The sequence below is a fragment of the Zooshikella harenae genome, from assembly GCF_018837975.1.
GTDB classification, from domain to species: Bacteria; Pseudomonadota; Gammaproteobacteria; order Pseudomonadales; family Zooshikellaceae; genus Zooshikella; species Zooshikella harenae.
In genome coordinates this window covers 1-23,256 of the sequence record NZ_JAGSOY010000047.1, presented here as the reverse complement: position 1 = coordinate 23,256, position 23,256 = coordinate 1, and the positions used below count along the sequence as shown (strand labels likewise).

Here is a 23,256-nt window from a genome sequence, read left to right as displayed (position 1 = left end):
TAATATTCCTTTTTTCTAAAATTAAAGCCTGTTAAATAACAGTATTCAGCTGAATATGGATGTATAAGCCACCTACCACTAATAGTAATCCCAATAAAATAAAGAGGCTACTTGTACTATGAATGGGATTTCGGTCAAGGGGGGAAATCGCAACTCTACAAAGACAACATAACACCAGCCCGAGTAAGAAACCTGAAATAGCAGCACTAAAACTAATTACATTGAGTGTGGTTAAACTTAATGCTGCTAGTAAGCTGGGTAATAAACCAATGTATAGGATCCACCATTGTTGTTTAACGGGGCGTTCATAAGCTATCAATGCGGCAATTTGGGTATAAAGTAAACTACTGAGTAAGGTATGGTGGCTAATTATTTCTGTTACATGATCTTGGCTAAGGGAAAGTTGCATTCCATGATTTAGTAGAGGCCAAATACTAACGGCCGAAACGCTTACCAGCAGTACAATAGCATGTCCTCTGTAGTGTTGGTGCCACATCCAGCCAACCGTCAACAATGAGATAATACTGATATGCTGCCACTCCGAAAGTAACCCTACTGCCGTGAATATGGGTTTTAGTAAGGGGTGTTCTAACGGGGTAAGGACTATGTTGGTCCATTGATTAGCTGTAGTCCAAATACTATCTGGCAAGACAATAAATAGCAGCAGCCAGCTCGTCAGCGATAATAACAATAACCAGCAAGGGTTAATGGGAAAAGCGTAGTGTACATGCGGCCGCTGAGATTGAAGTGTACGCCACCAACGACGATCACTATATCGTTCGGCAAGTAGGCGGTAACGTGATAGTGTGGGTAAATACCGCTGACAAAGCCAATTAAGTAGCCAGGTTAGGATAGCAATACTGCAAAATAGTCCAACAACTCCCCACAACAGTCCACTAGGTATATCTATAGCAAGTTGTGTGGATGCCCCAACGAGATAACCTGGTAGGGTGTAAACAGGAGCCCAGGCAATAGCAGAGCAGCAGTTGATTGCAAAAAAACGGCTTGCAGGCATGTCCAACATTCCTGCAACCATGGGAATAACAGGTCGGATAGGCCCTACAAACCGACCAATAGCAATGCTTTTTCCTCCATGTTGCTTAAAAAATCGCTCACCATTTTCAAACCAAGCCGGGTATTTAGAAAAAGGCCAGATACGCTTTATTGTTTGATGATAGTGCCGTCCAAGATAATAACTAATACCATCACCCAAAATAGCGCCTGCGCCAGCCCAGATAAACGTTTCAGTGAGTGATAAAACCCCTGTTCCTGCGAGTACAGCGATACCAAACAACAGGACAACACCGGGTACAATAATACCGACAATAGCCAATGACTCGATAAACGCGACCAGAAGAATACTGATGCCTATCCATTGGGGGTGTTCATTTAGCCAATTTAAAACGGGCTGCACAGAAGATAGATCCATAACACTTCCTATCGTTGGCAAAAAACAGTGAATAGTTTACCGTAAATTGGTCTCTTGAGAATTTTGCGAGAGGGTATTGGTTGCGTTAGAGTAGTTAACGTAAAGATGATTCATTAAAAATTGTCTATAAAGGCTATAATTATATAACCATAATGAGGGTTATGGTTATTCTTAGCGTGAGGAGATAAGTGTTTTAAACATTAGTGGACGATAAACCCACATTGAAGGGTGTACACGACAAGTTTAGTTGCATTACTTGTTCGTTAATACACTGATATTGAGGTGTAATTCCGCTTCTAATGGTTACTTTACAAGCAACAATAGCGCATCACTGCGTATGAGCTGTAATGGTAAGCATAGAGGATCAATGTCCATCTAGGTGATTCGTGAAGGGGATTGTTATGCTCAGGATGCAAGCATCAAAAAATATAAAAGGTAATTGTCATGGATCTGACAGCGTATTTTCTTAATAATAATCAAACCTTTATTCGAAAGTCGCTCGTGCAAAATCGTTTTTTTGTCATTTTAGAGCAGGGCGCTATATCCCAAAAAGCATTAAGTCATGTATTAACACAATTTAAATACTGGTTAAATCAACGACATACTTGGTATGCCGTGGCGGTGGCTAAAAGTGGATGTAAGGAAAATACATTAAGTCAACCTTCCTTAAAAGTCTTAGTAAGTCAACTTCAGCATTTAATATTTGGCTCTAAAAGTGACATTGCGGAACATTGTTTAAGTTATTTGGATATTCCTACTAAAATACAAGGGACTAATTATGAAATAAGTTTTTCGACGTTGCGCTATACTCGTTGGTTTATGCAGTACTTTGCTGTCGAGAATCGGACCTTTCCTGAGGCAATTGCCTCGTTGGCTGTTCTTGAGTTGGCTGCTATTCACAGGGATCAATTATTGTTAAGTAATTTTAAGCGGCAATTTGGGTTGAGCATATCTTTAGAACAAGCAGAATATTATGAAAATGAGGGTTACCATATATTCCAAAAGCTTATGGAACCATTAATCTCACACTATCTTGACGAAGACAATCGACTGTCATTGCTTGAGGTAATGCATGATAGTGTAAAAGTACATTTGGCTTATTGGGATAGTTTACTTGATGAGGCTGAACGGAACACAAAGTATCACTATGGTTAATATACTCACTACACTATAGGAACGCTTAGTTATTTGCTAACACCTAAACATGACTCATGATGGGTATGAGTTTGTAACTGGCTGTTAAGAAAAGAAAAAAGGTGATAGCCGCAATAAACCTCCAGATGTATAGATGCCGTTTAGGCATCTATACCCTTCACGAATTATTTTTATACCCATAGGGCACCACCAAAGGTTTGTTGTCAACGTTTGATGGCTGCCCAAAAAAACTTCGTTATGGTATATCACTTCACTTATTTTTTTTGATTGCTTTTTTTGTATAAGTTGGATTTGTATCTAATTTAAATTGTGACAAGTTGCAGTTATTGGTAATGAGTAGTTTGGATTTAATTGAGATCTGCTTAAAATTCTTTTGATAAAACAATTCTTGTTTTAACTGTTTTCCTTAGGTATAGAAAGAGACGTACCATGTTAATATCCTCTGCTGATTCCAATGAAAAAGAACAAGTCAAAACACCGGGCAATGTATTGAAAACATCTGTCGAAAAGCGAAATAACAAAACAGCAGAAAAGTTTGATTTTTATTTGGAAGGTGAAGAGTCAAGCCAGTCTGAAGAGACTAAAAGGGATGTGAGATATATTAGTTCTCTGGATGGTACTCCCTTAAATGAATACGAAATCGAGTGCATACGTGCAATGAGAACAATTTCGCCTAGGGATAGGATTTTGTTTATGGCACAGCTTTTTCAAAAGTCGGAGTAGTATTGAATTTAGTGTGATGGGGATCATGTAATTAAGGGTATGCAAAGCGTGTAATCTTTACATACCCTTTGTTGTGGGTATACTACTTATTAAATAGTATTAATAAGATGCTTTTAGGGTTACACCTGAGTAACTAGTGTAGCCTCTGAGCATGATATAGTATTTTCCTTCTTTGGGTGCACCAAAGGTACAGGTTTCACTGTTACCATAACGATAGGGACGGCACTCAAACTTAGATGTTGTTGGTTTTGAACCAAAGTTAACATACAAGTCTGCATCTCCAGATCCGCCACTAATTACAACATTTAAAGTACCTGCACCACTTGGAACATTAATGAAGTAGTGTTTCTCTCCTCCAGATTTATCTGAGATATCACTAACAGGCTTACCATTTTCCAGCTCGTTATCAGGATCTGGTCCTGGGCCATCACAGGCAGTAACACCTACTGTGCTAAATGCTGTTACAACGTCCTGTTCATTATATTTTAAGTCTTTAACTGCTTTTCTAACACCACAAGCGGCATCATCGTAATCAGAGTTGGCATTCCAATAAACCTGGTTAGCAAGCACAAAAGCAGCAAATGCTTTCTTAGTATCCCAACCATCAGTATTTGCGAGCAGATAGAAAGCGCGATTATACACACCTGAGCTGTAGTGAACATCCAGTCCGCTATAGTAATCACTGGCATGATCTATAGAGCGGCCATCTTTTGAGGGTTTTTCAAAATAGCGAAGTGCACCTGAGCTTTTGAAGATTTGCGCACCTACTAGCCAGTCATTACTACCCTTCATAAAGTATTCAGCTGCTTCACCCGCGATATCTGAAAACGCCTCGTTAATACCGCCCGGCTGGTTGCGGTAAACCAAACCAGAGTTTTGCTCTGTGAAGCCATGACTTACTTCATGGGCGGCAACATCCAAACTGACTAACGGATAGAACGTACTACCACCATCACCAAATGTCATTTGGCTACCATCCCAAAATGCATTTTGATAGTTATTGCTGTAGTGAACACGCATAGTTAACTTGAATGTTAATGGTGCAGTATTAAACCAATCATTGTACATATTAAATACAACATTACCAAAGTAGTGCGCGTCGTTTAAGGGAGAAAATGCACCATTAATTTCTTTATAGGTATTTTCTGGGCAGGTGAATTGGTGGACATCTCCGCCGGAAGTCCGGTGTTTCATATCTTTTGTGACAACGTTAGGGCTGTCCATCCGACAGTCTTCGTCAACACTTAATGGGCCGTAATCTTTGCCATAATAATATTTACCTGTTTTCTGATTACCACCAGGACCTTGTGCATCTTGATAGTTAATGCCCTCCCATTGATCAAGAATAGCTCCACTTTCTGCATCAATAAAAAAGAAGGGACGGCTAACATTTTCACCCTCAATGAGATAGTTTACTAAGTAAACCAGTCTGGCTTTGCCGTCTTGGTCTTGTTTTATATAAAGCTTGGCTTGTTCATTATGTGTATCATTGGCGATGAGTGAAGATTGTTTCGCGCGTTCGATTGCATCAGTTTTTGACAAGAGCGGCGTGGTATTAACAATATCACTAGCAATATTATTTAACATACTGCCAGAGGTGTTACTGTAAATACCCATGGTTGAACGATTGGCACTAACAGATACACCCCATACAGGCACATTATTATAATGCTGAACAAGTTTTTGTTTTATTTCGCCGCTAGGAAGTTTAATCGATTTAACGACTTTAAATTGTGAGCCAGAACTTGTAGAGGATAAGCTAGTAAGTGTATTTGCGGTATTCAGGTTAAGGTTACCTGCATCAACTTGGACAAGACTGGCAGCTGATACGGAGAGAGAGCTCATAGCAACGATATTAGAAATAACGAACGCAAGTGGCTTTAAATAAGTCCTTTTCATATTCTATCCCTGTTTTATGATGGTATGATCCCTACTAATTGGCACTAGGGGAATATAATGTTTGCGATAGACTTTATAAGACCTGAAGTTTGAAATTACCTACAGGCCACTCAATTTCATAGAAACTTCTCTGCTTCAATTGTTAGTGTTATTTTCAATAAACCATTTGATGTGTTTATTGTTGAAAAATGATTGAGGTAGGCTCAATCCACTTATACTGTAGTAGAAAAGTGGGTTTATGTTTACCTGACTTCTAATTTTTTTTGTGGTTATTGGTTATGAAAATAAATGGTCATATTGAAATATATTGGGTTTTTTGTGAAAAAACAATTATAACTTATTGTTTTTTAAGGTTAAAATAATATGAAGGTGATATTTTGAAAATGTTTCTAATAGTCTAAGGGAATACGGCTTTTATTTTTATATGCGAAAAAGTTTTGTTTTTTTAGAAAAAATAAAGAGTGGAATTACTAAATTGTATAACAAAGTAACAAATTATAAGAAAATGTTTGAGTTTAGGTTGCTATTATAGACTATTTCTCGAAAAGCGTGTAATTTTTTGGTGCACAAATTTATGGTGAACCATTTCAGGTGCATTTAAAAATGTGATGTAATCCTACTATGAAGCATTAAAAAAATGTGTTTATCTTGTAGTATGTGATTGTTTTAGCATATTTTAAGTGCGGTATTTTGAGTATTAAGTGGAGTGGGCTTTATAGTATGGCAACAATCATCACGCATGTGGCAGTTCCACTTGTATTACGTATGGGTATTGGCAAAGCAAAGGTATCTACTCAATTATTGATTGTTGCATGCTTCGCCGCAGTATTACCCGATGCAGATGTTATTGCATTTAAACTGGGAATTCCTTATGCATCATCATTTGGGCATAGAGGATTCAGCCATTCTCTTTTAGCTGCAGCACTTGTAGGGATATTGGCCAGTATTTGCTATAAGCCGTTGAAGAGTGATCCCAAATGGGCCTTTTTTATTGTTTCACTATCGATGGCCTCTCATGGGGTATTGGATAGTTTTACTAACGGAGGGTTAGGAATTGCCTTTTTATGGCCAGAATCTAATCATCGTTATTTTTTGCCTTGGCGCCCAATAGAAGTATCTCCAATTGGTATTAAAAACTTTTTTACCGCGCGAGGGTTGCAAGTTATTTTATCTGAGATTGTGTGGGTATGGTTTCCTTGCCTTACGATAGGTGTCTTCTCATCATTATTACGAAAAACATTGAAAAGAAGAAGGGAAAACAATGTATCATTTAATGTTTCACATAGGCTATAATTGCCAGGGCAATCGCATATAGCTGTACCTTTTTAAAGCCCCTTTGCCCAACGTCTGCATAACACCCTTCGAACACGTCGTGAATCCTTCCCTGGTTGCTGCATCCTTGCGACAAACAGTTTGATGTGAGTAGTAGAGACCAAGGAGGGTCTTCTGCAGCGAGTGGAACAAATCAATATATACACGGCAACGGCATTGGCCCACTAGAAACCCTTCGTTATGGGTATATATATTTAAAGTTGAAAGTCATCCTAAAAGGAAGTGATAAGTATTTTATGGGCTGGTAAGAGTGATAATTTAAGTTTTTAAACGAGAATGATTATTGTTATCTGTGGTGTTTTGGCTTAAACTACAGGGCTTCTCTAATCATCGCAAGGATTTGTTATGAAACGGATTATCTTATTTGTAGGTTTAATATGTTGCGTAGGCGCTACGTATGCCAGGGATGCTATTCGAGTGCTTGATGTTGGAGTGATGGGCTTAGCCTCACATGATTTATTTCAGTGGAATGGGAAAACGCAACAAAATGTGGAAAACGGTAGGTTGGATCTCAGCACTATATTTGATTATCAGGATGGAGAACGTATCTTACAAGGAGGAAATCCCAAAAATATTTCAAACGCTCCAGTCTATACAATCACTCAAACGTTAGTTAGTTTTTATAATGCTAAAAAACAGTCATTATTATTATCAGGCCATTTCAGCGAAGATCAGGCTCACTCAATAGCACGCAAGGAAACGGTTAAGTTTTTTATTGGTATGATTAAAGAGTCTTATCCTCGTTTTACTGGAAAAGAATTTCCAACGAATGCATCAAATGGTTCGGTAACCAATGAAGAGCAAGCTGTAATGCGTGCTTTGCATGATGTATTACCGGGAACAATTGAAGTTGTAAGAGGATTTGATAATCAACCTTTTTCAGTTACGGATTATAAATATGCAATGACTTTCTTATCTTTTGCTGAATTGAGTCAACCAATTAAAATGTATGATGGTAAGTATGATCCTGCTTATTTAAATGTACTTGTTCCTGGCAGAGATGGCTTACAAAAAGTTAACTTAAAAGAAAAAGACCAAACGTTTATTGAAACACAAACTGATTATAAGTTAGAACAAATGCTTGCTGAATTAAAACGATATGGTCGGCAACAGAATAACCAGCAGTTCCCATTAAGCTTAATTGAAGCAACAAGTTTTGGCTATCATTTACAAGCACTGTTTGCCAAAGGACTGTGTAAATACAATACAGATGGAACGAGCAATGAGTGGATGTTAGATACGGTAGCGTGTTATTAATAGCATGATTTTATGGCCACCGCTAAAAATAACTCTTTTTAGCGGTGGTCTTGTGATTAACGATGAGATACTTTAATCATTAAAGTATCTCATCGTTAAAGTATGTAGACAACAAATTCCTTGTACCCTAGAAGTATAAAATGGGGGTATATAACCAATCAGTCATGCCTGAAAAAATATAACGCATATATGCAATGAGTGCGCTATAACTATATATACCTTTGACGAATAAAGAATTCACAAAAAAAAATGATAAGGTGAAGCAAGGATGGCACTTAAACTCAAGCATGTTGGGTTATTCTTCATAGGCTGTGTTGTTGTACCACATGTATATGCAACCAGTTTTGCTGATAAGGCGATAGCGGTTGATGGTATAACAATTGGAGGTGGACCAGAGTCAAACTCTGAAGCAAATATGCACAGTTATCGGTTATCTGTATTATGGGACTGGAATCAGGATTGGTTAAAAAAGAGCAACTGGCTACTATCTGGCTATTTTGATTTAAGTTTTTTTTATTGGGAAAATGAACTAAATCACACAGATTCACTCTCTTCAAGAGGGAATGGTTCAACTGCAGGTGTATCGTTTAGTCCTATATTTAGAATTAAACCTAGAAAGCCTTTTGGTGGTTGGATAGCACCTTTCTTTGAAGTTGGAATTGGTCCTAGTCTTGTTACCCATGATGAAATCGTTGCAGAAAGCAGCTCTCCTGTTGATCTGGTACACACTTTCAGTTAGAAGACAGAATGGGTATTGGGTTGTTATTTGGTCAGCAACAATCAATTGAACTGGGTTATCGCTATATTCACTACTCAAATGGCGGCGTGAATGGCGATAATGATGGGATTGATTTTCAACAGTTGCATTTTACAATGTGGTTTTGACTGTGACCTTGGGTTATTCAAAGAAATAATTTTGGTAATAAATGCGCTAGAAGCTATTTCTTCATGATAGTCGTGCTCGCAAATTCAGTGTATGGGAGCCATAGCCTCTGATGATGTCTCTGGCTTATTATGAATAAGCTTCTAGCAAATGTTTCCGTACAACCATGAGCGCAAAGCCGAGCAGATTATCACCTTGCCAATGTGTTGGGTCAGAGGCATCAGGATGGTCTGCTGCTAAACCTATACCCCAAATACGGTCAACTGGGCTTGCTTCAACGAGAACTCGAGGCTGAGTACTCAGTAAATAGTGTTGTAGAGCTGGGTTTTGGCTAAATTTTGCAAGATTTCCATTTGTCACTATATCAAAGCGATTATCACGCCAAACTCTTTCATCAAAGCCGACAATTCCGCGTCCTAAGCGTTTTGCTTCTCCTGGATGGCTTGCGGCAAGAATTTTTTTATGACACTTTCGATCGTTAAATAACCTCGCTTTTTCAGCCATCATGTAGTGTTCTGCGGTGAAGTAGTGTATGCCATCAATAGTAAAAGAGGCATTAAACCACTGGCTTAAACAGCTTTTATTGACCCCTGAAGTTGGTTTTTGATGTCCCCAGAAAAGCAAGTATTTGATATTGGTATCTGCCTCAAGAGCTGTGATGAGTTCTTCTTTGGTTCTGATTTTTTCTAAATGTGATTTTGGATTCATAGGATGTGTATGGTTACTTCTTATGGTACCCGTCATTATAGGGGATTTATCAGGCTATTATTGCGGTCTGTGCTGATATCTTTGTAGGGTTTCAGTGAGTATAACATATACTCAACACGAATCATTTTATACACGAGATTTGTCGTGGCACTAGCTATAACGTTGTGGATCTTGCTGTATTCTTAGTTTGTTTAGGGAGGTTATCTTCATGTTAAGATGGTTCGAATTTAGTCGTGCTAGAATTATGGAAATGGATGCAGACCAGTTCTCAAGTGATGAACTGTTAACTAAAGCATGCTGGATTGACGCACAAGAGCCGGAGGAAGAGGAGCGCCTTCAGCTTGAACAATTACTACGTACTGAGTTACCAGAGTCAGATGAAGTTGAAGAAATCGAAGCTTCTGCTCGCTATTTCGTTGATGCAGCAGGTATCCATGTACACTCGTTGTTTTTGACTCAAACTGAAGGGCGTCAAAAAACGGCTACTGTTGCATTTATATTACAGGCTAATCGCCTTATTACTGTACGTGATGAAGAACTCGCTGATTTTCGGTTATTTCGAATGCGGGCTCGTCGTATGCCAGTAGAAGAAGAATCCCATCAGTCTGTGATGATTTCATTATTTGAGCAGAAAGTAGAGCACTTGGCTGATGCGTTAGAGGATATTCATACCGATTTGGAAGAAGTTAGCCACTTAGTCCTGGAAGATAATGATGCTGATCTTGAGGATGCTATCGATAAACTAGCTAAATTAGAAGACAGTAATGGTAAAATACGCTTATGTTTGATGGATACACAACGTTCGATTTCATTTTTACAGCGTCATTTACGTCAGTATCCTGAGCTTCAGCAACGTTGTTGGGAGATAATGCATGATGTCGAAACATTGATGTCTCATACCTCATTTTTGTTTGATAAAATAAATTTCTTAATGGACTCCACACAAGGGTTTATAAATATTGAACAAAATCAGATTATTAAAACGTTTTCTATTGCTGCTGTTGTATTTTTACCACCAACAATGATTGCTAGTATTTATGGTATGAACTTTGAGTTTATGCCTGAACTCAAATGGTTTTTAGGATACCCTTGGGCACTAGGATTAATGATTCTTTCTGGTATAGCACCTTACTGGTATTTCAAGCGTAAGGGATGGTTATAGTGGTGAGAGCTCATCAGCGTTTGAATGCTCATTTACTACTTAAATTACAGTCGAGTCACTTCTGCTAGCCTTAACATATCAGGCTAGCCTCGCTGTTTAGTATTTATGTATCTGCTTACAATTTATTGTTGTGCCACGACATAATAATTTCTGGGAAACCTGTATGCTTATCAGTTTGCTCATATAAATATTGAAAACCATTGTGTTTGTAGAAAAGTGTGCTTTTATGGTTATCTTTATATACGGCTAACTGTAGTTTATTACGCAGTGATTTTGCATTACTAAGTAACTGTGTACCAAAACCTTTTCCTTGATGATTTGGTGAAATAAACAGAGTCGCTAATGTAGTCTGGTATAGGGAAATAAAACCCACAATTTCACTGTCTAAGTTATAGACGTAGGTTTCTGATTGAGGAATGTAAATACTACGCATATCATTTATTTTTGACTCCCAAAAAGAGCGATTAATAAAAGTATGAGATTGAACAGACGCTTCAAGCCAAATACTCAGTACTGATTCAATATCTGATGGTGTATAAGGTTTGATCATGATTACTCTTAATATTCAAATAATAAGCTATTAATCAGTGTTTGCATGCTTAAGTGCTTCTAAGTCAAAACCAACAATAGATGACAAATGTTGTGTAATTTTCTCTGCGGACCAGTTCCACCAAGCAATACTCAGTAGTTGTTCTATAATTTTTTGATCAAAGCGGTATTTAATTATTTGTGCTGGATTTCCCCCAACAATACAATAGTCAGGTATATCTTTGGTGACTACTGACTTACTGGCAATAATGGCACCATTACCAATCGTTACACCAGGCATAATTGTTGACTCATAGCCAATCCAAACATCATTACCCACTATGGTGTCACCTTTAAAAGGTAACTCACCTGGGGCTGGCATAGCCGTTTCCCAACCTTGTCCAAAGATCTGGAAAGGGTAGCTAGAGAAGCCTGACATCTTATGGTTTGCACCATTCATAATGAATTTAACATCTTTCGCTATAGCGCAAAACTTACCAATGATTAACTTATCACCGATAAAAGGGAAATGGTATAATACGTTATTTTCAAAACGGTTTGGGCCTTCTGGATCATCATAATAGGTATAATCACCAACAATGATATTTTCTCGTGTAATAAAGTTTTTTAGAAAGCCTACTTGGGGAAATCCCTTCATGGGCTCTTTATCTTTAGGGTCTGGTCCTACCAAAACTGTCTCCTATAATATTTGCTTTTTATTCTTATACCGGTTTCTATGAGGGTTGACAAGTTGGCCTCATATGATTAGGTATTCCTATTTTGAATCATTTTATCCCCTAGCACCTGTTTTACAAACCCTTCAAGCACTGCAAACCCACATTTTGCTATATCTCAATCAACACCTGTCCTAAGCATATTGAAAAGAATTATAGGGTTACTAATCCGTGGTGAGTTATATCATTCGGAAGGATGCTAGATAAAAAGAATGGCTATTTTAAACCATGAGCTTGGTATGAGGAAAAATTACATCTCAATGAGAACTAATAACATTATATTATATCTAGTACTATGAGTGGGCTCATTGGTGATAGATAAAGCTTTTGGACAGGTAAAAGGTGACTCATTAATAGCTGTAGCATCACCTTTTCTGCCTTTTCAGTATGTGGAAGAGGGTATTCTTAAAGGCATTTCAATAGATGCTTTATCGGCAATTATTCAAAAAATAGAGTTAATTATTGAATATAGGGTAATGCCTTGGAAACGAGCTTATAATTATACGCTTTCCAGACCAAATACACTTATCATGGCAATATCGTGAACATCTGAACGAGAACCATTATTTAAGTGGGTTGGGCCACTATATAATACACAAATAAAAATGTATCGCCTTGCTACCAGGAGCGATATCGCAGTAAAGAGGCTTTCAGAGGCAATGCAATTTCGAATTGCCACAGTACGTGGCTATGCATCAGAAAAGTACTTATTAAGTAAAGGTTTTAAACAGAATGTTCAAATAGTTAGTGGTTTGGATACGACTAATAATATTAGAAAACTAATCAATAAAAGAGTTGATTTAATTCTTTCTACTGACTTGGTTTTATCGTTTTTGGTGAAAAATAAGCATATAAATCCTAATTTAATCGTGGAAGTTTTTAAAGTTGGAAGTCCTATAAAGGATTTCTTCGGATTTAATATCAATACGTCAGATAAAATGTTAGAAAATTTTCAAAGGGCATTTGATGAGTTAGTTGATAGTGGGGAGTATGAAAAAATTATTAACAAATATCTGTTAGCGTTTTAGGTTTTTTTAATGGGTTGGATTGACTCTGGTAATTTATGCGTAAAGTAGGGGGGGCAGCAGCCAAAGCCACGTGTTATCTTAAATTGTGCATGAATCACCAAATAACACTGTTGCAAAAGAGCTTTGCAATGGTGTTATTTGGCTATTGCTATGAATAATTAGGCTTTATTCTGTTAGTGCGCTTAATAAACGATTTTTACTTGATTGTGATGGTTTTGAGTTATGAAGTGTGTAACATACAAATGATACAAAAGAAGTAAAGATAATAGCCGCTGAAACAATGTTTGTTGGGGTATAACCTAGCCCAGCCAGACCAGATAATACAATTAAAATCTGACTTAATGCTTCTGATTTCCAAGTAACTTTTACACCATCAAATACAATTCCATTATAGTGACATAACCAAAAGAAAAGAATAGATAGCCCTGTCGTTTGAAGCCAAGGTAAATCATAAAAATGCAACATTAAATAACTGAAAACGGCTAAAATTACTACAAATCGAAGCATGCAAGATAGCTTCACCGTTGCACTGAGAGGAGGATTTTTAGGATTAAAGTCTTTAGATGGGATATCAGCTATTTTACCAAGACATTCTGTTTTGGATAATCCTTCAGGTAACCAGCCAGGTGAATAAAAAATAGACTTTAATTTATCAATTAACGTATTACTATGTCTAAATTTTTTAACAATAATCCTTAAATATTGAGTATTGATCATCAATGGGCTAAAACTTTTTATTGATTCTCTCACACCGTAAGTAACGGGGAATTTATCAGATTCTCTTTGATATGTACCAAAGAGTCTGTCCCAAATGATAAAAATACCACCAAAATTTTTATCAATATACTTGGTGTTTCGTGCATGATGAACTCTATGCAGGGAGGGTGTATTAAATATTTTATCCAAGCGAGGAGTGTGTTTTAAGTATTTGGTATGAATTAAAAATGCCCATGTCATTTGGGTATAACTCACAGCGAGAAATACTTCAATCGATATTCCAAAGAGCGCCATGGGGATAAACGTCAACCACATGGTTACTTCCATAAAATAACTATTACGAATAGAAACACCAAAGTTTAAATTTTCTGCGGTATGATGAACAATATGATCTACCCAAAAAATACTAATAGCATGATGTACCCTATGATTCCAATAAAAACAAAAATCATAAAAAATAAATGCAATTAGCCAAGTAAGACCGGTTGTCTGATCCAGGTCAAATAGAGCAAAATTACTGTATAAGTAGTTATAGACAGCAATAATACCGACCACTAATATAAAGGTGAAACCTAAGTTTCCCAAAGCGATAGTAGCATTAGTTAAGGTATCATTTACTCTATAACCACGGGTACCTCTAATAAAATCGATTAGCGCAAAAATTAACAATGGTCCAAGATACAGCGGTAGTGTAAATAAAAGTTGTTCACTAAAATCCATACTCATAGCATTGGCTTCCGTTCTTTATTTATCCTTCGCGAATTATTTTTAGCATATTATTTTAATGTTTACTCTTATGGTACTGCGAAGCTATTCTAATATACTTATGCTACATTAGTCGGTTTGTCATTGTTGGGCCTCTGCTGGAAAGTGGTAATGCAGTTAATGTCAGAATGATTAACTGCATTTACCATAATCACTTATTAATCAAAACTTTAGTTTGATGGTTCAGTTAGTATTTTAATTTCTGTTGTAGGTCCTATCTGCAGACAAGCCGTGCTAAAAATAATGCGCTATGGATAATGATTTAATAGACCCAAGGAATTAGACATTTAACATTCTTCTTATATTCCAACCAGTCATTGCCGTAACGTTTTTCTGCCATTTCTTCACTTTTGGGGATTGCATCACTGAGGTATTGCATCAGGTTAGCTAAGGGTGCGACAACTCCCCACCAATTTCCTGCCAATAAGCCGAAGCTGACAAAAATCAAGAAATCCCCAAAATAGTTTGGGTGACGAGAGTAACGCCAAAATCCGATATTAATAATCTTACCTTTATTGTTTGGATTTTGTTTGAATTTGCGTTTCTGATAATCACTGCCAAAATGCCAGATACTACCAACTACATAGACGAGAATTGCGGTATATTCTAGGTAAGTGAATGGACCTTGCATATCTGCAGCCCAGAAAAAGGGTAAACAGTAGATCCAGCCGAAAACATTAACAAGTACAATGGAGAGGATCGCAAATTGTTTTGGGGGGACAATTTCGTTTAACTTGGCGGCAGCTGTGTTTTCGTACCATGCAGTTAACACGATATTCATTCGTATCAAGTAAATCACAACAAAGCTCATAATTAAGGCTTTGTGAGCTAAGTCACCTTCTCCGAAGTAGCAATAGACCAGTGATACAGGAAGTAGGGTATTAAATCCCCAAATAAAGGCCATATGCATGTCTTTTGATTTGCTTGCGCTTATAAAAACACAAACAGATAAAGCAGCGATTACCACTGCCTGGGTGATCCACAGTTCCATTAATGGCTCCTTTCCCTTAAGTGCTTACCTTTGTATGAAAACAAAAGCTATTTGTTAAAGAGATACGCAATCTATAGTATATTTCCATCTTCCAGAAGATTTGGGTAGGGAATAGGCTAACAGGTTAGTTAGTTTTTCCCTACACGGGGGGCAGTGGCAATATACGCATTGTTACGACTATAGAAAATACAATCTCAAGATAACACTACACTTTTTTTTAAATCAAATAAAACAGTTTTTGTTGATATAATTAATGTCATTTAAGTTACATAAAAACTTAATAAAAATATTAAAAATGCGTTATTTGAAAGGTATACCTATAACCAAGGACATATTATTAACCAGGCTGTCCATCCGTTCTAGGCTTCATTAGCATGGGGCCAAATACAATGGCGAACAGCGCAAAGCTCATCATCCAGCATATTCCAGCAAGTGTGATAAGTGTATGCAGTTGCGTTGGAAATAGAATGACACCAACCGTGCGGATCAGAGTTGCGATAATTAACAATACAAAAGCAGGCCAAAAGCAAGGTCCCTGATAGATATTCCGGCCTGTATGACCCATAGACACACGTGGAGTCATGGCTAATATCATGCCACCTAGTCCACCAATTGCAAACATATGAAGCATTGTATGCTGAGTCCAAGGGGTGTGATTTAGTCCATTAATCATCAATCCTAGAGGAATACATAAATAGAATAGGTGGAGTGACCATAATAGTGGCTCGTTAAAAGTACGATAACCCTGCCACCGTAAGAAGCGTATTAGCTGGGATAAACCTGCAATCAACATCAGTGGATTGTTTAATTGTTGGTTTAGATTAGGAAAAAAACATAAAACAAGGAGGCAGAGTATGGATAGGTTGGCAGTTAATTCTAACCAAAGAATAGGTTGAGGTTTATCACAGTCTAGCTTTCGTGCTGTGAAGAAAGGCACAACACGGCCAGCCATAATAGATATGAGTAAAATAAACCACCATAAAACAGCTTGCCATATAACCAGTGCAGGTATGTCCCAAAGCTGTAATACGCTGGCATAGCTAGCAAGGTTAGTCAGCATTGCTATGAGCAGCATGGGTAGAAAAAGCAAATTTCGCCAGCGTTTGGCGCTGATGACACGGTACCCTATCTCCCAACAGGCAAAGGCCAAAAAGATCGTTTCAAGGATCACAATCATCCATAAAGGAACAGGTAACCAAAATAAAACGCGAGGCAAGAGCCAAAGTACAATAAGGAATAGGAGTCTTTTTTCTCGGGTTCCTTGAATACCCGTCCAGTTTTGTACGGCGGTGAGTAAAAAGCCGACAACGATTGCCATAGCAAAACCAAATAGCATTTCATGAGCATGCCACCACAATGCTGGAGCGGATAACCAGTTTGGTTGACCATAACGAAAAGCCCAAAGCCAAATTCCAAGTGCAATAACCGCATAAAGTGCACCAAAGAGGAAAAAAGGTCGAAAACCCAGTCGGAGAAGTGGGTGAATACGAGCTTCATATTGGCGGTCAATAATATTAATCATGGAACCCTTAATATTTAATCTTTGCTTTTGAAGTTGAGAATGTGTACTCAATTATCGTGCCAATGGTTTTCTTGGAGAAGCGATAAAATAGTAGCTTGTAATAGGCTTACTCAAACGTTTGGTAGCAAAGTTATCTGTGTGCTTCTGGCTTTTTAGGAGGTTGTTTGTTGTAATTAATACAACAGTTGAGTTCCTTAAAGACAATAACCATTTTTCTTATGCACAATGCTCTTGCCCAAGCGCTGCTTCAAATAGCGCTAGACCTTAATATACACCTTCCTGAAGGGCATCATTATCAGCGATTGATTCATGCGCTTAATGAGGTATTACCTTGTGATGCCAGTGTCTTATTTATTCTTGATGATCAGGGTCTATTGCGCCCAGTGGCAACGGATGGACTGACGGAAGAAGTGTTAGGGCGTCGTTTTTCTCCAGCAGCACATCCTCGATTAAAAGCTATTATGGAAAGTCGTAAACCCGTTCGTTTTGCGGCGGATTGTGGTTTTCCGGATCCATTTGATGGTCTATTTAAAAATGATCCTGATTGTTCGGCGGAAGTTCATGCCTGTATGGGATGTTCTTTGTATGTGGAAGAAAAACAGGTAGGTATTATTACACTGGATGCCATTGATGTAGGTGCTTTTGATCCGGTTGAAGATGTTACTGTAGAAACATTTGCAGCATTAGCTGCTGCGACTATTCGTAATGTCAGGCTAATGTATGCATTAAAAAAGGCCAATATACACCAGCAAAGTGTAAATAAATTATTAATAGAAGAAGCGCGAAGTAAAGGCGGAGAGCTTGTGGGGGTAAGCCCTCAAATTCAGCGACTTAGAGATAACATTCAGCTGGTAGCACAGTCTAACTTTGTCGTGCTTATTCAAGGCGAAACAGGAACAGGGAAAGAGTTGGTTGCTCATGCTTTACATGCTGGATCTGCTAGAGCCGACAAGCCAATGGTATACGTCAATTGTGCAGCATTGCCTGAGTCCATTGCAGAAAGTGAATTATTTGGGCATGTGAAAGGGGCTTTTACTGGAGCAACTAGTCATCGTGCGGGTAAATTTGAATTGGCTGATGGGGGTACGATATTTCTGGATGAAATTGGTGAACTTCCCTTATCTCTACAAGCAAAATTGCTGCGTGTCATTCAGCAGGGAGAAGTGCAACGGGTTGGTGCTGATCGTAACCGCTTGGTTGATGTGCGTGTTATTGCAGCGACGAACCGCCAACTTGAGCAAGAGGTTATAGAAGGCCGCTTCCGCTCCGATTTATTTCATCGTTTGCATGTTTTTCCTATTCTGGTGCCAACCCTTCGTGAGCGGGAAGGCGATATTCCTGTATTAGCAGGTTATATTCTCGATAAAGTTCGACAGCAGTTTAGGGTTGAGCGTCTCGATATTCACCCACAAGCACTTACACGCTTGGAAGACTATAACTGGCCAGGGAATGTACGGGAGCTGGAGCACACGCTGATGCGGGCAGGGCTGCGAGTTATTCAACGTGGTTATACATTGATTTCCATAAAGGACTTAGGCTTTGAATTGACTGGTGAACATGATGATGAACAGGCTTTTGTTAGTTTGCCTTCACAGCCCGTTCCTATGCGTGAAGCCGTTGAGGATTATCAGCGAGCTTTAATTAGACATGCTTTAAATCAGTGTCATGGTGTGTGGAATCAGGCAGCTGGTTTTCTACAAATGGATCGAGGAAACTTTCATAAATTGGGAAAAAAGCTTGGATTAAAGGAAAAATAGTTGTTGTACTAATAACACCATATATGTTGTAAAAAGTACATTGGTTGCTGAGCTTATGCTAATTCAATGAAAATAATAGCTTGTTTTATAAGGATTTTATAACAAATTATTAGGGTGGTGTGGTTGGCACAACTCCTGCTAAGGCTGGTGATTAATATTATTGACTGATCACTTGTTTAATCAGGAGCTGGAAATGTTCTGCATCCAATGTGAACAAACCATTCAAACACCCGTCAGTAAGGGCTGTTCATTTGCCCAGGGTATGTGTGGCAAAACGGCTGAGGTTTCAGACCTTCAAGATGTTTTAGTCTATTGCTTACAAGGCGTATCGTACTGGGCTGAATTAGCGCGAGGCTTAGGCATTATCAAGCCCGATATTGATGCTTGGGTACCAAAAGCATTTTTTTCCACACTCACGAATGTCAATTTTGATCCTGTCCGTATTGTGCAGTATGCCCTACAAGCGCAAACATATAGGCATGAGTTGCAGATGCTTGTTGCTGCGCAGGGCAAAACCATCACTAACTTACCAGCTGTCGCGACTTTTTCATTACCGCTATCAACCAATGATGTTGAGCAACTTTCTACAGAAATAGCTTCATTAGCAGCAGAAGTTGCGGTAAACCGAGGAAAAGGAGTTGTCAGTGATGATGTCATTGGACTTCGGCTGTTGTGTTTATATGGGTTAAAAGGTGCTGCCGCTTATATGGAGCATGCTCGTGTTTTAGGGCAGACAGATCAAGATGTTGCTGGCGCTTTCCACTCAATTTTTGCCTGGTTAGGTACAGATCCTACGGATCAAAATGCTTTATTTGAAGCTGCCATGCGAATTGGGCACCTTAATTACAAAATCATGGCATTACTTGATCAAGGTGAAACAGAAACTTATGGTCATCCGGAACCCACACAAGTTAACGTGAAACCCGTACAGGGCAAGTGCATTTTAGTATCTGGTCATGATCTTTGTGATCTTGAACTTATACTCCAGCAAACAGAAGGTACGGGTATTATTATTTATACCCATGGAGAAATGTTACCAGCCCATGCCTATCCAAAATTAAAAAAATATTCTCACTTAGTGGGTAATTACGGGAGTGCTTGGCAAAACCAGCAACAGGAATTTGCACAGTTTCCTGGTGCCATTGTTATGACGTCAAACTGTTTGTTAAATCCAAATGTTGGACAATATGCAGGGCGTATATTTACCCGGAGTATTGTTGGTTGGCCTGGTGTTAAGCATATTGAAGGAGAAGATTTTGCTGAAGTGATTGCCTGTGCACAAGCATTACCTGGATATACCTGTACGGAAGTTGAACAACTGATTACCATTGGCTTTGGTCGTAATGCATTAATGACGGCAGCACCTGCCGTGATTGATCAAGTGAAAGCCGGCAATATTCGACACTTTTTCTTGGTTGGGGGGTGCGATGGTAGTCGTGTTGAGCGTAATTATTTTAAAGAGTTTGCGACTCAAACACCTGAAGATTCACTGGTTTTAACGCTTGCCTGTGGTAAATACCGTTTTAATAAAGAGCCTTTTGGTGAAATTAATGGAATACCTCGACTGTTGGATATTGGACAGTGTAATGATGCATATTCCGCAGTACAGTTGGCCTTGGCTTTAGGTGAAGCGTTTGAATGCGATATCAATGACTTACCATTAACACTGGTTCTATCCTGGTTTGAACAAAAAGCCATTGTTATTTTGCTGACCTTACTTGCTCTAGGTGTTAAAGGAATTTATACCGGACCGACCGCTCCTGCCTTTCTGACGGATAACTTAATTAACGTCTTACAAGAAAAGTTTGACCTACGCATGATTAGCTCTGTGGCTGAAGATATGCAGACAATTTTGCAAGAAAAAGTAGCGTAATTTATAGGATAGCCCCTAATATAAAATTCACATTTTTTCTGAGTTGTCCATTAAAAAAATGTGAATCAATGTGCTCTCCATTGAGTGGCATTAGGGCTATCCAGCCGATTATTTGGATAAAAGTCATGAGCAAAATATTAGCGTCAGGTGCTGTATGGCATCCTGAGCAATCACCGTTAATTCTTAACAATCGTTGGCAGGAAACAGAGGACACCGCTAGCTTTCAGTTTATCGCTCAAAATCAAACGCACTTTGAGTTTAAAGCTGGTCAGTTTATCAATGTCGAGATTGAAATAAATGGAAAAAAAGAATATAGGGCATATTCCATCAGCTCTATACCAGGTGATAAATACCTGCAATTAACCATTAAGCGAGTAGAGGGTGGTAAAGTATCAAATTGGTTTATTGATAACTTACAGCCTGGTGATCAGTTAAATGTAATTAGTATTGCTGGACAATTTAACTTGAATGATTGCCAATATAGTAAGCGTATTTTACTGTTAAGTGCAGGCTGTGGTATTACTCCGGTAATGTCTATGGCTCGCGCATTGCTAGATTCTCAGCAGCCTGTCGATATTGTCTTTGTCCACTGTGCTCGAGACCAAGACAACATTATTTATCAAAAAGAAGTTCAAGCGTTGGGAGATAAATATACTAATTTTAATTATCGTTTCTTATTGGAAAAAAGGTTTGGTGTCACGGATAAATTGGCTGAGCAATTAAATGGACAAATTAATAAAGAAAAACTTGATTTGTTAAGCGCAGACTGGCAGCAACGAAGTATATTTCTTTGTGGGCCAATGGCTTTTATGAAGGTAGTAAAGGACATTGTACAACAAGCAAGTTTTGATATGTCTCTCTTTCATCAGGAAAGCTTTACACTTAATCAACAAGATGACTTACATATAGGCTTAGCTAGTTCGAAGGATAATGTACTGTGTAGTAGTACAAAGGAAAGTAATGTTTTTTCTGTAGCTGTTCCTTCGTTTAACTATAAAGCAGACGTTGTTCAGGGATCGGCATTACTTGATGCGTTAGAGCAAGGTGGAATTCCTGTTATTGCTGCTTGCCGTCAAGGTATTTGTGGATCGTGTAAGTGTAAAGTAACACAGGGCAAGGTTAACTCAATATCAAATGACATAATAAGTGAAGAAGAGCGTAATCAGGGGTGGGTTTTAGCCTGTTCGAGCAAGGTTGAAGGTGATGTGGAGGTGAGTTTATCATAAAGGGATTCAATCTTAGCCTGTAATAATTTACTACCGCATAAATGCGGTAGTAAATTGTAAAAGTTAAAATTATTTTATTGCGCAATATGTGTCGTAATACAGTCTAATCCACCTTGTCTTCTCAATAGAAATTCGGCGACGTTTTCTCCATCTCTTCCTCTACCAGAAACAGTTTTTGAATCTGCTTTACCTACAAAGTAAGTTTTTGTAATACCTTGACCTTGTAAATAATAGGCAAATGCTTCATTGAATGGCTCAAAGCTGGATGCATTGGTGATATAGTAAGCACCACTAGTGCTATGACTAACGATTCCATTTATAAAATTAACATATCGTTTTCCTGTATGAAATACAGCGGGTGCACGATTGACATGTAAACCAATAGCCGCTAATTGCTCTGCGATTTTATTGTATAAAGGTTGGTATTTGCGCGACTCTTTTTGAAGGTTCTCCTTCGCTTTAATTAATTCTGGGTAGAATGGATCAGTTTCAGGTGTATTACGCATAACAACATTGATAAGGCTTAATACAATTTGTGGGTCATTTAACATGACTTCACCTGCATTAAGTGGGCGCATATGCATATCAATATGAAATGCCGGTTGTGCAACAATAGCCAGATTCTTTCGTTTTACACCAAGCTCTTTGGCCATGATATCTTTTGTCAGCTCATTCATGGCTAAAAACTTTTTAGCGGCTTCCTCCTTATAAAGGGGGGATTGTTCTTTATTAAGATAACGACCCGCTTGCAGCTGAGTAATAGTTTGCATTACCTCAACGGCATCAAAATGTGTATTGTTGACGATTTGTTGAATTGAAGATGCAGAATAGAGCGATTTTTTAGCCATTACAAACTTGACTTTGGCTATCTCACGTTTAACAAATTCCTCTGCTTTTTTTATTTCGTTTGGATCTTTTAAATCAAATTGGAAGTCTGTATGGTGTGTTTTATTAAATAAAAGCATAAGTTCATTTAACGGCTCCTCAGGAATGTTGAGTTCGCTTGCCATTTTATCAATGGTATCAAAGTCTTTAAATGAGAACGTTAAATATATTCTTGTTCTGTAGTTTTCTGCTTGTGTTTCCTTTTGAGTTGTATTGCTGTCTTTCTTTATAAATCCAGTGAGTTCAAGTAGTTTGATATCTACATTAATATCGGGTCCATAAACGATTCCAAATGGAGGTACCTCACGTGGAGGGTAATAGAGTCTATTTTCTGCTTTAAGACGTGTTCTAACGGCATCAATGCGCTCTGGTGTTAATGTATTATGCAGTAAGGTTGTGGCTAAAACTGAGTCACGTCCAACAATAGCATAAGGTTCGCCATTCTCTTTTTTTCCGATTAATAAATTACCTCCATCGATTACGGATATTGTTTTTTCGATTTTAGCGCCAATGCTTTCTGCAAGAACTTTGGCATTGTCAAGATTGGATGACCTGACACCAAACATTTCCTTTTGACCCAAACTGTGATGACCTTCTCGCAAGTAGCCGGCAGAGCCAGGTGTTTGGGTCTCTGAGGAAAGTGCTGTAGTGAATGCAGCAAGGTCATCTTTATCACTACCTT

21 protein-coding genes are annotated in these 23,256 nt (G+C 38.2%); 12 read left to right on the top strand and 9 right to left on the bottom strand.

All coding sequences use genetic code 11. The features are described from left to right. Positions 1 to 31: 31 nt before the first annotated feature. Positions 32 to 1,429, bottom strand: a complete 1,398-nt coding sequence (locus KCG35_RS16915) for a DedA family protein (RefSeq protein WP_215820978.1) — start codon at positions 1,427 to 1,429, stop codon at positions 32 to 34. A 444-nt stretch (positions 1,430 to 1,873) separates the two neighbouring features. On the opposite strand from KCG35_RS16915, the gene KCG35_RS16910 reads away from it, so the two are divergent. Beyond that, positions 1,874 to 2,584 (top strand): hypothetical protein, encoded by a 711-nt coding sequence (locus tag KCG35_RS16910; protein ID WP_215820977.1) that lies wholly within the window; start codon positions 1,874 to 1,876, stop codon positions 2,582 to 2,584. A gap of 429 nt (positions 2,585 to 3,013) precedes the next feature. Then, positions 3,014 to 3,307: a hypothetical protein gene (locus KCG35_RS16905; protein ID WP_215820976.1), complete on the top strand. Its 294-nt coding sequence runs from the start codon at positions 3,014 to 3,016 to the stop codon at positions 3,305 to 3,307. 99 nt (positions 3,308 to 3,406) lie between these two features. Here the strand turns inward: KCG35_RS16905 and KCG35_RS16900 are convergent, their stop codons facing one another. Further along, positions 3,407 to 5,206: a M4 family metallopeptidase gene (locus tag KCG35_RS16900; RefSeq protein ID WP_215820975.1), complete on the bottom strand. Its 1,800-nt coding sequence runs from the start codon at positions 5,204 to 5,206 to the stop codon at positions 3,407 to 3,409. Between the two features lie 720 nt (positions 5,207 to 5,926). On the opposite strand from KCG35_RS16900, the gene KCG35_RS16895 reads away from it, so the two are divergent. From KCG35_RS16895 to KCG35_RS26705, 4 genes are all read left to right on the top strand, one after another. Next, positions 5,927 to 6,499: a metal-dependent hydrolase gene (locus tag KCG35_RS16895; protein ID WP_215820974.1), complete on the top strand. Its 573-nt coding sequence runs from the start codon at positions 5,927 to 5,929 to the stop codon at positions 6,497 to 6,499. A gap of 384 nt (positions 6,500 to 6,883) precedes the next feature. Further along, entirely contained in the window at positions 6,884 to 7,795 is a 912-nt protein-coding gene (locus tag KCG35_RS16890) for a hypothetical protein (RefSeq protein WP_215820973.1), read from the top strand. Positions 7,796 to 8,063: 268 nt separating this feature from the next. Then, positions 8,064 to 8,534 (top strand): acyloxyacyl hydrolase, encoded by a 471-nt coding sequence (locus tag KCG35_RS26710; RefSeq protein ID WP_215820972.1) that lies wholly within the window; start codon positions 8,064 to 8,066, stop codon positions 8,532 to 8,534. Between the two features lie 8 nt (positions 8,535 to 8,542). Then, positions 8,543 to 8,680 carry an acyloxyacyl hydrolase gene (locus tag KCG35_RS26705; protein ID WP_215820971.1) on the top strand — a complete coding sequence of 46 codons (138 nt, stop codon included), beginning with the start codon at positions 8,543 to 8,545 and terminating at the stop codon, positions 8,678 to 8,680. Between the two features lie 127 nt (positions 8,681 to 8,807). Here KCG35_RS26705 and ybiA read toward each other — a convergent pair whose 3' ends face one another. Continuing rightward, a complete protein-coding gene (gene ybiA / locus KCG35_RS16875; RefSeq protein ID WP_215820970.1) occupies positions 8,808 to 9,386 on the bottom strand; it encodes a riboflavin biosynthesis intermediates N-glycosidase in 579 nt (192 codons plus the stop codon). A gap of 208 nt (positions 9,387 to 9,594) precedes the next feature. Here ybiA and corA point away from each other — a divergent pair, with 208 nt between their 5' ends. After that, entirely contained in the window at positions 9,595 to 10,548 is a 954-nt protein-coding gene (gene corA / locus KCG35_RS16870) for a magnesium/cobalt transporter CorA (RefSeq protein ID WP_215820969.1), read from the top strand. 115 nt (positions 10,549 to 10,663) lie between these two features. Here corA and KCG35_RS16865 read toward each other — a convergent pair whose 3' ends face one another. Then, a complete protein-coding gene (locus tag KCG35_RS16865; RefSeq protein WP_215820968.1) occupies positions 10,664 to 11,098 on the bottom strand; it encodes a GNAT family N-acetyltransferase in 435 nt (144 codons plus the stop codon). A gap of 30 nt (positions 11,099 to 11,128) precedes the next feature. Continuing rightward, positions 11,129 to 11,767 (bottom strand): Vat family streptogramin A O-acetyltransferase, encoded by a 639-nt coding sequence (locus tag KCG35_RS16860; RefSeq protein WP_215820967.1) that lies wholly within the window; start codon positions 11,765 to 11,767, stop codon positions 11,129 to 11,131. Between the two features lie 354 nt (positions 11,768 to 12,121). Here KCG35_RS16860 and KCG35_RS16855 point away from each other — a divergent pair, with 354 nt between their 5' ends. Continuing rightward, entirely contained in the window at positions 12,122 to 12,355 is a 234-nt protein-coding gene (locus KCG35_RS16855; protein ID WP_215820966.1) for a transporter substrate-binding domain-containing protein, read from the top strand. 114 nt (positions 12,356 to 12,469) lie between these two features. After that, on the top strand, positions 12,470 to 12,838 hold the full coding sequence (locus KCG35_RS16850; protein ID WP_373687362.1) for a substrate-binding periplasmic protein: 369 nt from the start codon (positions 12,470 to 12,472) through the stop codon (positions 12,836 to 12,838). Between the two features lie 165 nt (positions 12,839 to 13,003). Here the strand turns inward: KCG35_RS16850 and KCG35_RS16845 are convergent, their stop codons facing one another. The 3 genes from KCG35_RS16845 to KCG35_RS16835 all read right to left on the bottom strand — a co-directional run bounded on the left by KCG35_RS16845 (position 13,004) and on the right by KCG35_RS16835 (position 16,833). Continuing rightward, positions 13,004 to 14,281, bottom strand: coding sequence for a sterol desaturase family protein (locus KCG35_RS16845; RefSeq protein WP_215820965.1), 1,278 nt, complete (start codon positions 14,279 to 14,281; stop codon positions 13,004 to 13,006). Between the two features lie 301 nt (positions 14,282 to 14,582). Further along, positions 14,583 to 15,311: a DUF1295 domain-containing protein gene (locus tag KCG35_RS16840; protein ID WP_215820964.1), complete on the bottom strand. Its 729-nt coding sequence runs from the start codon at positions 15,309 to 15,311 to the stop codon at positions 14,583 to 14,585. 337 nt (positions 15,312 to 15,648) lie between these two features. Further along, entirely contained in the window at positions 15,649 to 16,833 is a 1,185-nt protein-coding gene (locus KCG35_RS16835) for an NnrS family protein (RefSeq protein ID WP_215820963.1), read from the bottom strand. A 218-nt stretch (positions 16,834 to 17,051) separates the two neighbouring features. On the opposite strand from KCG35_RS16835, the gene norR reads away from it, so the two are divergent. From norR to KCG35_RS16820, 3 genes are all read left to right on the top strand, one after another. Further along, the gene (gene norR / locus KCG35_RS16830) at positions 17,052 to 18,590 is read left to right on the top strand and encodes a nitric oxide reductase transcriptional regulator NorR (protein WP_215820962.1); all 1,539 of its coding nucleotides are present in this window, start codon (positions 17,052 to 17,054) and stop codon (positions 18,588 to 18,590) included. Between the two features lie 193 nt (positions 18,591 to 18,783). Beyond that, a complete protein-coding gene (gene hcp / locus KCG35_RS16825; protein WP_215820961.1) occupies positions 18,784 to 20,463 on the top strand; it encodes a hydroxylamine reductase in 1,680 nt (559 codons plus the stop codon). 125 nt (positions 20,464 to 20,588) lie between these two features. Further along, positions 20,589 to 21,689, top strand: a complete 1,101-nt coding sequence (locus KCG35_RS16820; RefSeq protein ID WP_215820960.1) for an FAD-binding oxidoreductase — start codon at positions 20,589 to 20,591, stop codon at positions 21,687 to 21,689. A 74-nt stretch (positions 21,690 to 21,763) separates the two neighbouring features. On the opposite strand, the gene KCG35_RS16815 is transcribed toward KCG35_RS16820, so the two are convergent. Beyond that, the coding region (locus tag KCG35_RS16815; protein WP_215820959.1) for a hypothetical protein at positions 21,764 to 23,256 on the bottom strand (1,493 nt) is incomplete at its 5' end.